We start from the raw sequence: 8,704 nt of genomic DNA, 5'->3' as shown, positions 1-8,704 counted from the left end.
CTGATGATTTTGCCAGTATGGCAGAAGTTTTGGGTCGTCGCTTCCGCAAATATCAAAATAATCGGGAAAATATTACCCAAGAGCCAGATTTTCCCGATTTAATCATGATCGATGGGGGTAAGGGACAACTTTCGGCGGTGGTAAAAGTATTGCAGGCAATGGATTTATTAGAAGCTGTCAAAGTAGTTAGTTTGGCAAAAAAAAGAGAAGAAATTTTTCTGCCAGGAGAATCTCAACCTTTAGATACCGATCCAGAACAACCAGGAGTTCAACTATTGAGGAGAGTGAGGGATGAGTCGCACCGTTTTGCCGTCAGCTTCCATCGTCAGCAAAGATTGAAAAGTAGTAGAAGATCTCGCCTGTCGGAGATTCCTGGTTTGGGATTTCAACGTCAGAAGCAACTGTTAGCTCATTTTCATTCCATTGACTATATACGGGAAGCCAATGTAGATAAATTGACGGAAGTTCCTGGTATCGGTCAAGCCTTGGCTCAAGAGATTTATAATTATTTCCATCCAAACAATTTATAAATAATCACTTTTGCTATTCATTAAGAATAATTATTTAGGGGAACTAGCTGCCCTAACTGCTGCATTACTCTGGGCAATTTCTTCGGTAGTATACGGTCATCTAGGCTTAAAAATACCGCCTCTCCAGTTAAATTTATACAAAGGAATAATTGCGATCGCTTTAATTGTTTTAACGTTAATCCTGCAACAAGCAACTTTTAGCGATATCTCTCTTTTAACTATTGCCTTGCTATCCCTCAGTGGTGTTATCGGTATTGGCTTGGGAGATACTGCCTATTTCTCTGCTTTAAATAGCTTGGGTGCGAGACGTACTTTATTGTTGGAAACTGCTTCTCCCCCCATAGGTGGCTTACTAGCATTTTTATTTATTGGCGAACGACTCAGCTATCTTGCTTGGTGCGGTATTTTGCTCGCGGGGATTGGTATTGCTTGGGTAATTAGCGAGCGCAATCCTAATAATAATTTGAGTATTTCTCGACGAGGTATTATCTGGGGAATTTTGGCTGCGATCGCTCAAGCTTTGGGAGCGGTTGTTTCTCGTTTTGCCCTGATTCAATCGGATATCGATCCGTTAACTAGTAGTTTAATCCGTTTAGTTGGAGGAACGATTATTGTAATTTGTTTGTTGTGCTTCAAGTTTGACCGACAGCAGAAAATAATAACTCAGAAACAATCAATATCTAGCTTCGGCATAATTGCAGTTGCAGCGATTATGGGTACTTATCTCGGTATTTGGCTACAGCAAATATCGCTTAAATTTGCTCCTACAGGAATCGCTCAAACCTTTTTAGCTACCAGTCCTTTATTTATTTTACCCATAGTGGCATTACAAGGGGAAAAGATTAGTTGGCGGGCAATTTTAGGCGCGCTCGTTTCTCTTGGTGGAATTGCTTTAATCTTTGTTCGTTAGTTATCGGGCGATCGCAATATTATCCCTTTTCTGTCACTTCTGTGGTTTAGACCTTTCCCAACCTCCGCAGACTAATTTGATTCTTAGGAGTTATTTAATCCATTTCCACAGGGGATGGCGATCGCCTTGAGCAATTATTTTTTTAACTTTTCTTTCTAACCTGTGTTTTTCGATGGCGGGCAAACCCCAAATTAGATTGCGACTTTGCCACACTAGCACCGAAGTCGTCATGCCAATACAAAAAGCCAAGCAGAGGGTGGGTATGAAATTAAAATGCAACCCATAATAAACTGCTGCCCAGGTGAAATAATCTAAAGCAATAGCAATTTCTTCCCGCAAACTCCAAAGGGCATAGACTCCGAAAGTCAGCCAACTAGCTATTACCACCAACCAACGACCGTAGATTGATAGTTGATACAATTTGGTAACTTTTTGCTGAAAATCGGAATCTTGTTTGCTCACTTGAGTTTATTACTCCACTACTTACCCATCTCTTCTACTCTGAAACTGGTGTATCGGCAATAGGTGCGGGATTATTTCCTTTGCCATTTCTCCACCAAGCTAAAAGAGTACTGGCAATACAGATACTAGAATAAGCACCCAATAAGAAACCAATAATTAAAGCTAGAGCGAAAAATTTGAGGGTTTGTCCGCCAAACAAGAAAATACCCATCAAGGGTAGCAAAGTCGTCAGGGTAGTGTTAATCGATCGCCCTAAAGTTTGGTTGACCGCATTGTCTACAACTTCATTAATGGTTTTTTCTGGATTGGCGGTAATATTTTCGCGGATGCGATCGTAAATAACTACAGTATCGTTAACGGAAAAACCAATAATCGTCAGTAAAGATACTAAAAATAGACTGTCGGCTTCAATACCGATTGTCAATCCTAATAAAGAGAAAATACCTGCGGTAATAATTACATCATGAAACAAGGCTGCGATCGCAAATAAGGCATAGTCAAATTGGAAGCGAATGCTGAGATAAACAATAATCCCAAAAAAAGCCACTAATAGGGCTAAAATTCCTGAAACAAACAATTCTTCCCCAATAGTAGGTCCTACAGAATCTATTTGTACGGTTTTATCGTCAAATTTGCCGATCGCTTCTCCTAAAGAAGTTAACAATTCACTACGGCGATCGCCATCAATATTTTCCGTTCTCACCGAAAGAATTTGCTTGTCTTCTCCCAATAGCTGGATGCTACTACCGCCCAACTCTTGAGCGTCTAAAACATTTCTCACTTCTGCGGTATCTATCGGACTGTCACAATTGCCCGCGACACTACAGTCTCTGGCGATTTGAACTCGCGTTCCGCCAATAAAGTCAATACCAGGGCGGATCGGGGCGTTGAGGGTGGTGAAAGAAAAAACCATCATCGCAATGCTGGCAGCGATCGCTAGTCCTGAAATCCCCCACCATAAATTGCGTTTGCTTGTAATGCTAAATTTCATAAATTAACTAAACTATTGCTTGCTGACATTAAGATTGGGACAAAATAACTCTGGGCTTTGTCTGACTTTGGGCAAACTGAGTACTACCAAAAGCATTAAAGTTCGGCTACAGGTAACGGCAGTAAACATACTGACCAATACGCCAATCAAGAGAGTTACGGCAAAACCTTTTACTAAACCAGAACCCAACCACAACAAAGCCACACAAGCGATCGCGGTGGTGACATTACTGTCTAAAATACTAGAAAATGCTCTAAAAAATCCCGATTCTACAGAACGATAGAGAGTTTTTCCCGCCCGTAATTCTTCCCTCGTACGCTCGAAGATTAGCACGTTAGCATCTACCGCCATACCAATACTCAAAATAAACCCAGCGATGCCAGGTAAAGTTAAAGTCACTCCCACTAGGGCATAACAAGCCAAGGTGAGCAAAGCGTAGACAATTAATGCTCCATCGGCAATTAAGCCTGGCAAACGATAGTAAACCACCATAAAGATTAAAACTAAAGCCAAACCAACACAGGCGGCAATAATACTGCGACGAATACTATCTTGTCCCAGAGTCGCACCTACAGTACGATTTTCCACCACTGAAACGGGGAAGGGTAACGAACCACCTTTGATTTGAATTGCCAGATCGTTAGCACCTTCAAAGTCAAAATTCCCTGTAATTACGGCTCTACCGCCAGCAATACCAGTATCGGCAAATTCTACCCCCACTACAGGAGAACTAATCAAGTCATCGTCTAAAAAGATACCAATACTGCGCCCCGTACCTGCTAAATTCTTAGTAAGTTCGGCGAATTTTCTGCCACCTTCCCCATCAAAATTAATAGCTACTTCATAACGTAGCCCCGTCGCATCGGGTTGAGGGCGAGCATCGGTAAGGTTAGTTCCCGTTAAATCTACCGAGTCAAACAGTTTGGAGATTGCCTCGTTGGATTTAGCCAAGGATTCGTTAATTTCTGCTAACTGTGCGGTGTTTTCTGGACTTTGCTCCTGTTCGTTAAAGTAATCTCTCTGTGCCTGTAACTGTCGGTTAACTTGAGATTCGGCAATAAAATCCCCTTCAGTACCCTGTCTTTGCTCTTTAAATTCTAATTTAGCCGTTCCTTTTAAACGTCTTTCTGCTTCTTCAGGTTGGCTTTCCCCTGGTAGCTGAATTAAGATTTTGTCTTCCCCAATGGTTTGTACTGTGGTTTCAGATACCCCAAATTCATTAATGCGATTTTCCAAAACTCGCTGTACTGCCACTACATCTTCAGCAGTGGGTTTAACGTCGGGTTGTTCTTTGGTAGGGTTTACTTGAATGGTTAATTGCGCCCCTCCGCGCAGATCCAAACCCAATTGGGGCGGAATTGTCGTTAAGATCGCGATCGCTGCTGCGACCAATGCCAAAATTAAAATAATATAGGCTCTTTGTTTCTGCATTTACTATCACCGTGCCGTAATAAATGCTATGATACGCCCTTTTCGTAGACTTAGGGTGACTGGGTGACGAGGTGACTGGGAGAGAAACTAATCTTTAGAACTAAACTATATAAGTATTGAGAAATTAGAGAAGAATTATGTCCGACTTGAAGGGAAAAGTAGTATTGGTAACGGGTGCAACCAGAGGAGTCGGCAAAGGAATCGCAGTCGGTTTGGGGGAAGCTGGGGCGACGGTATATATCACAGGGCGAAGTTTAGAATCTTCAGATAACGAATTATCGGGGAGTCTGATGGAAACTCAAGCCGAAATCGCAGCCGTGGGGGGTGAATGTATTCCCGTACAAGTCGATCATGCAGATGACGAGCAAGTAAAAGCTTTATTCGATCGCATTAAAACAGAAACAGGCAAATTAGATTTGCTGGTTAATAATGTTTTTTCAGGGGTAAAAGCAATTAGGGATGCCTATGGCAAACCTTTTTGGCAAGCCGAACCAGATCTTTGGGATGCAATCAATAATGTAGGCTTGCGGAGTCATTATGTAGCCAGTATTTATGCTGCTAGATTGATGAGCGAAACTGGGGGCGGAATTATCTGTACGATTTCTTCTTGGGGCGGTTTATCTTATATCTTTGGGGCGGCTTATGGGGCGGGTAAATCCGCTTGCGATCGCCTGGCAGCGGATATGGCAGTAGAATTGAAACCAGATAATATTGCTTCTGTTTCTATCTATCCTGGAATTGTCGGTACGGAACAAATTCAAGATTTTGCTCAATCCAGCGAGGGTGATGCTGTTTGGGCGAATGGTTATAACTGGGAAAGCCCTTTACTGACGGGTAGAGCGATCGCAGCCCTAGCTAGCGATCCTAATATCATGCAATATACGGGGAAAATGCACATCGTGGCAGAATTAGCCGAAAGATATAATTTAGTTGATCGCGACGGCAATCGTCCCGTTTCCATGCGATCTTTGCGTTTCCTTCTACCCTATACTTTCCCTAGTTTGGAAAAATATGCCAAGTTTATTCCTAATTTAAAACTGCCTTGGATTTTGTTATTAGGAAGTATGTTGCAATCTCCTAGAGTTCTTTGAGTTTTATTTTTGATTTATAAATAATAGTTCGATCTCTATTGGGTATTTTTTGATTTAATTCAAAATATTAAGAATAAATAAGTAAATAAATATTAAGTCTCTTATTGAGAATTTGCTTACGAGTTTACTAGGGTACAAAGCCATGATAAATTATTGACTATATCAACAACAAAATAAAAGTATGATGAGTTATTTTCTTACTTTTATTTTTATATTTTGTTTATAATCTTTGCAAGCTATTTGAGACAAGATATTTAGCAGTTGTTGAAAATTATCATTAATTTAACTTAATAAAATAGACTAGTTTCTTCGGTGCGCATTCCCTTGCGCCTTCGGACGACGCGGGGTCACACCGCTTATTGACTAAGTATTTATTCTCGTTGACAGAAAAAATAAACTCTATCTAGAAGGAATGGAAGATAAAGCGATCGCTTTAATGAATTTTCGTAAAACAGTTAATTAAAGATTCAATCTTAAAAATTTTACCCAGATTGATCTGTTTGTTGAGACTGATTTTAGGGAGAAAAAATTAGACCAACAAACAAAATTGAATACAAGGCAACTATAGAAAAGTTTTTAGCTTTTTGAGTTGTAGACAAAGGTTTTATTTCAATCCAGTTTGATAAGAAATCCTTTATTTCTAAGTAGTCGGCTCGATTCAATTCAACGGTAATTAATAAAGAACGAGTTTTATCTTGCGAGATAATAGATAAACCCTGCTTCGATTCTTGAATAGCGATGATTTCTTCTCGATTAATTATCACCTCTGGAATGCGAAGTTGTTGTCGAGATATATAATCTTCTTCTAATTTGATTTCTACAGAATTCCAAATTTCTTTTTGTTCTTTAAGAGCTTTATTAATAGCGATCGCCGATAAAACACTCGTAACAAAAATTCCGATAATAATGTTACTAAATTCTACTACTCCTTGAGTATAATATCTCCATGTTTCCACCCCTAAGAGGAATATTAATAAGATTGACGAGTTTAAAAGTGATCGCTTAATTAATTTCTGACGAATTTTGGCAAAGCTTGCTTCAGAAGTCGTATAAACGGGCATATTTCCACGAAAAATAGCTAATTGTCAGTATGATTTTGCCCAAATTAAGCATAAATCGATCGCCGAACAATTAGAATCGAATACAAGTATTCAAAAAAAGCGATCGCTTTAAATTTCAGTACTGATACTATGTACGAACATTTAAACCCACTTAAAAAGAGAAACTATTAAAACTAAAAATTGAACCCCCACCCAATCTTTGGCAACTAAAAACTACGATTACTGTTGGTGGTTTGGAGTCTGTAGGTTTCGACCGCCATAGCGATAATTTATTGATTGTTTCTAGTTAGGGGAGAGGAGTTGTTAACTGTCTGACGGGAGAAAAAACAGCTAGAAATTATGATGATGATTGGGATTTCGTTGGAAAAATACGCCAAATTTATTCCCAATCTAAAACTGCCTTGGATTCTGTTATTGGCAAGTGTGTTGCAATCTCCCAGAGTTCTCTAAGTTTTATTTCTGATTTATCAAGAAACTAGATCTAAAAGTTATGGAAGATCAAGCCATATTAATAATTTTTCAATAAATTAGATTTTGCTCGATGGAAGGCAATTTTCTTTTTGTCGATTTTAATTAATAACAAATAAGCTGAAGGAACTAAATACAACGCCAGCAAGGTAGCTCCTAAAACTCCTCCCGCGATCGCGATTGCTAGGGGAGGCCAAAATTCGCCACCACCTAATAATAAAGGTACAAAACCAAAGGCGGTAGTTAAAGTAGTAGCGATGACATGACGGGTTGAATCCATGACTACTTGGCGAATTGCTTTAATATTTCCTAACTTGGCGGTAGGATCTTGTTGAATTGCCGCCATAACCACGATCGAATCGTTGATTGCTACTCCAATTAAACCTACAGTGCCGATAATTGGATTGAAACCGAAGGGATAGCCAAACAGCCAGATCGAAAACAGTCCCAAACCAATAGAGGCGATCGCAACTGCACCGATAACTGCTGCCAAACGAAACGAACCTAATGACAAGACTAAGGTAGCAATGGTAATCACTGCTAAGACTCCCACTGTAGCAATCAAACCGCCGATCGCATTATTTTTTTCTTCGGCTTCTCCCCCAAACTGATAGCTATAGCCACTAGGCAGTTTAAACTCCGCATTGTCTAATTTTTGTTGAAACTCTTTTAATACCTCCGCAGGTAATGTTCCCGCTTTGAGGAAACCTTGAACGGTATTTACTCTCTGTCCGTTGTAGTGGGTGATTTTAGCAAGTTCTGGTTCTAGGGTAACTTTGCCTAAAGAAGAAAGGGGTATAGATCCTGAAGTATTGGCAGACAATAAATCCAAGCCATTCAAACTGTTAACTCCGTTTCGTTGGTCTTTAGCCAGCCTAACTCTGACGGGTAATTCTTCCGTAGCTTCGAGAATTGTCCCCCCCGTATTGCCATCCAAACTACTATTTAACTGTCGGGCGATCCCATTGCGCTCTAAACCAGCCAAACGAGCTTTTTCTTCGTCTAGTTCAAATTTTAATTGGGGTCGCACTTCATCCAAACTAGCGCGGGCATGGGTAATTTCGGGCTGTTGGATCAAAATATTTCTAGCTTGTTCTCCTAGCTGCTGGAGTACGTTAATATCATTGCCCAAAATTCGCATTTCAATGGGCGCGTCGAAGGGAGGTCCTTGTTCTAACTGACGTACTAAAATTCTGGCATTGGGGAAATTGCGGTCTAAATCTGTTTGTAACTCTTCTACTAAATTGCTAGTGGCAATCTCTTTTAACTGGACGATCGCTTGAGCAAAATTAGCCTCTCTATCCCTTCCTCCCACTATGTTGTAATAAAACCTGGGCGCGCTGCGACCGATAAACCAATGAACGTCATCTATGGTGGAATTATCAATCAAGCGATCGCGTATCTGCAAAGCAACGGATTCGGTTCGAGCGATCGCGCCAGATGCGGGTAATTCTATCTGTATTTGTAATTGATCGCGATCGGCTGCGGGAAAGAATTGTTGTGCCAAACTCCCCGCTTGTATGAAACCAAAGACTGGTAATAATAAAGCCAGAATAATTCCCAATACTGGTTTGCTGGTAGTCCAATTAACCGAATTGCCATACCATTGTTTCAAGACGGGAATAGAAATACCCCGATCTAACCAAGATCTAGTCTGAAATTTTCCTTTTCTTTGAAACTTTGCGGTCAAAGCAGGAATCACCGTTAAAGCCAAAAACATCGAAGAAGATACCGCCAAGATCACGCTAATCCCGATCGCT

General features: G+C 40.4%; 8 protein-coding genes. 3 read left to right on the top strand and 5 right to left on the bottom strand.

Features of this window, described 5'->3' with window-relative positions:
* Together AC33VI_RS03830 and AC33VI_RS03825 are read left to right on the top strand one after the other, a co-directional pair.
* Window positions 1–530, top strand: a 530-nt coding sequence (locus AC33VI_RS03830) for a helix-hairpin-helix domain-containing protein (protein WP_491780947.1), incomplete at its 5' end; no start/stop codon positions are given.
* 10 nt (window positions 531–540) lie between these two features.
* Window positions 541–1,440 carry a DMT family transporter gene (locus AC33VI_RS03825; RefSeq protein ID WP_491780946.1) on the top strand — a complete coding sequence of 300 codons (900 nt, stop codon included), beginning with the start codon at window positions 541–543 and terminating at the stop codon, window positions 1,438–1,440.
* Between the two features lie 90 nt (window positions 1,441–1,530).
* Here the strand turns inward: AC33VI_RS03825 and AC33VI_RS03820 are convergent, their stop codons facing one another.
* The 3 genes from AC33VI_RS03820 to secD are packed head-to-tail and all read right to left on the bottom strand — an operon-like array spanning window position 1,531 to window position 4,324.
* A complete protein-coding gene (locus tag AC33VI_RS03820; protein ID WP_491780945.1) occupies window positions 1,531–1,902 on the bottom strand; it encodes a hypothetical protein in 372 nt (123 codons plus the stop codon).
* A gap of 34 nt (window positions 1,903–1,936) precedes the next feature.
* A complete protein-coding gene (gene secF, locus AC33VI_RS03815) occupies window positions 1,937–2,893 on the bottom strand; it encodes a protein translocase subunit SecF (RefSeq protein WP_491780944.1) in 957 nt (318 codons plus the stop codon).
* Window positions 2,894–2,905: 12 nt separating this feature from the next.
* A complete protein-coding gene (gene secD, locus AC33VI_RS03810) occupies window positions 2,906–4,324 on the bottom strand; it encodes a protein translocase subunit SecD (RefSeq protein ID WP_491780943.1) in 1,419 nt (472 codons plus the stop codon).
* 137 nt (window positions 4,325–4,461) lie between these two features.
* Between secD and AC33VI_RS03805 the strand changes: the two genes are divergently transcribed.
* A complete protein-coding gene (locus AC33VI_RS03805; protein WP_491780942.1) occupies window positions 4,462–5,415 on the top strand; it encodes an SDR family NAD(P)-dependent oxidoreductase in 954 nt (317 codons plus the stop codon).
* Window positions 5,416–5,930: 515 nt separating this feature from the next.
* Here AC33VI_RS03805 and AC33VI_RS03800 read toward each other — a convergent pair.
* Together AC33VI_RS03800 and AC33VI_RS03795 are read right to left on the bottom strand one after the other, a co-directional pair.
* Window positions 5,931–6,476 (bottom strand): hypothetical protein, encoded by a 546-nt coding sequence (locus AC33VI_RS03800; RefSeq protein WP_491780941.1) that lies wholly within the window; start codon window positions 6,474–6,476, stop codon window positions 5,931–5,933.
* A gap of 508 nt (window positions 6,477–6,984) precedes the next feature.
* On the bottom strand, window positions 6,985–8,704 hold a 1,720-nt coding region (locus AC33VI_RS03795), incomplete at its 5' end, for an efflux RND transporter permease subunit (protein ID WP_491780940.1).

Source organism: Waterburya sp., assembly GCF_058530065.1.
Note: the sequence above shows the minus strand (reverse complement) of the source record. Positions and strands in the feature narration are given on the sequence as shown.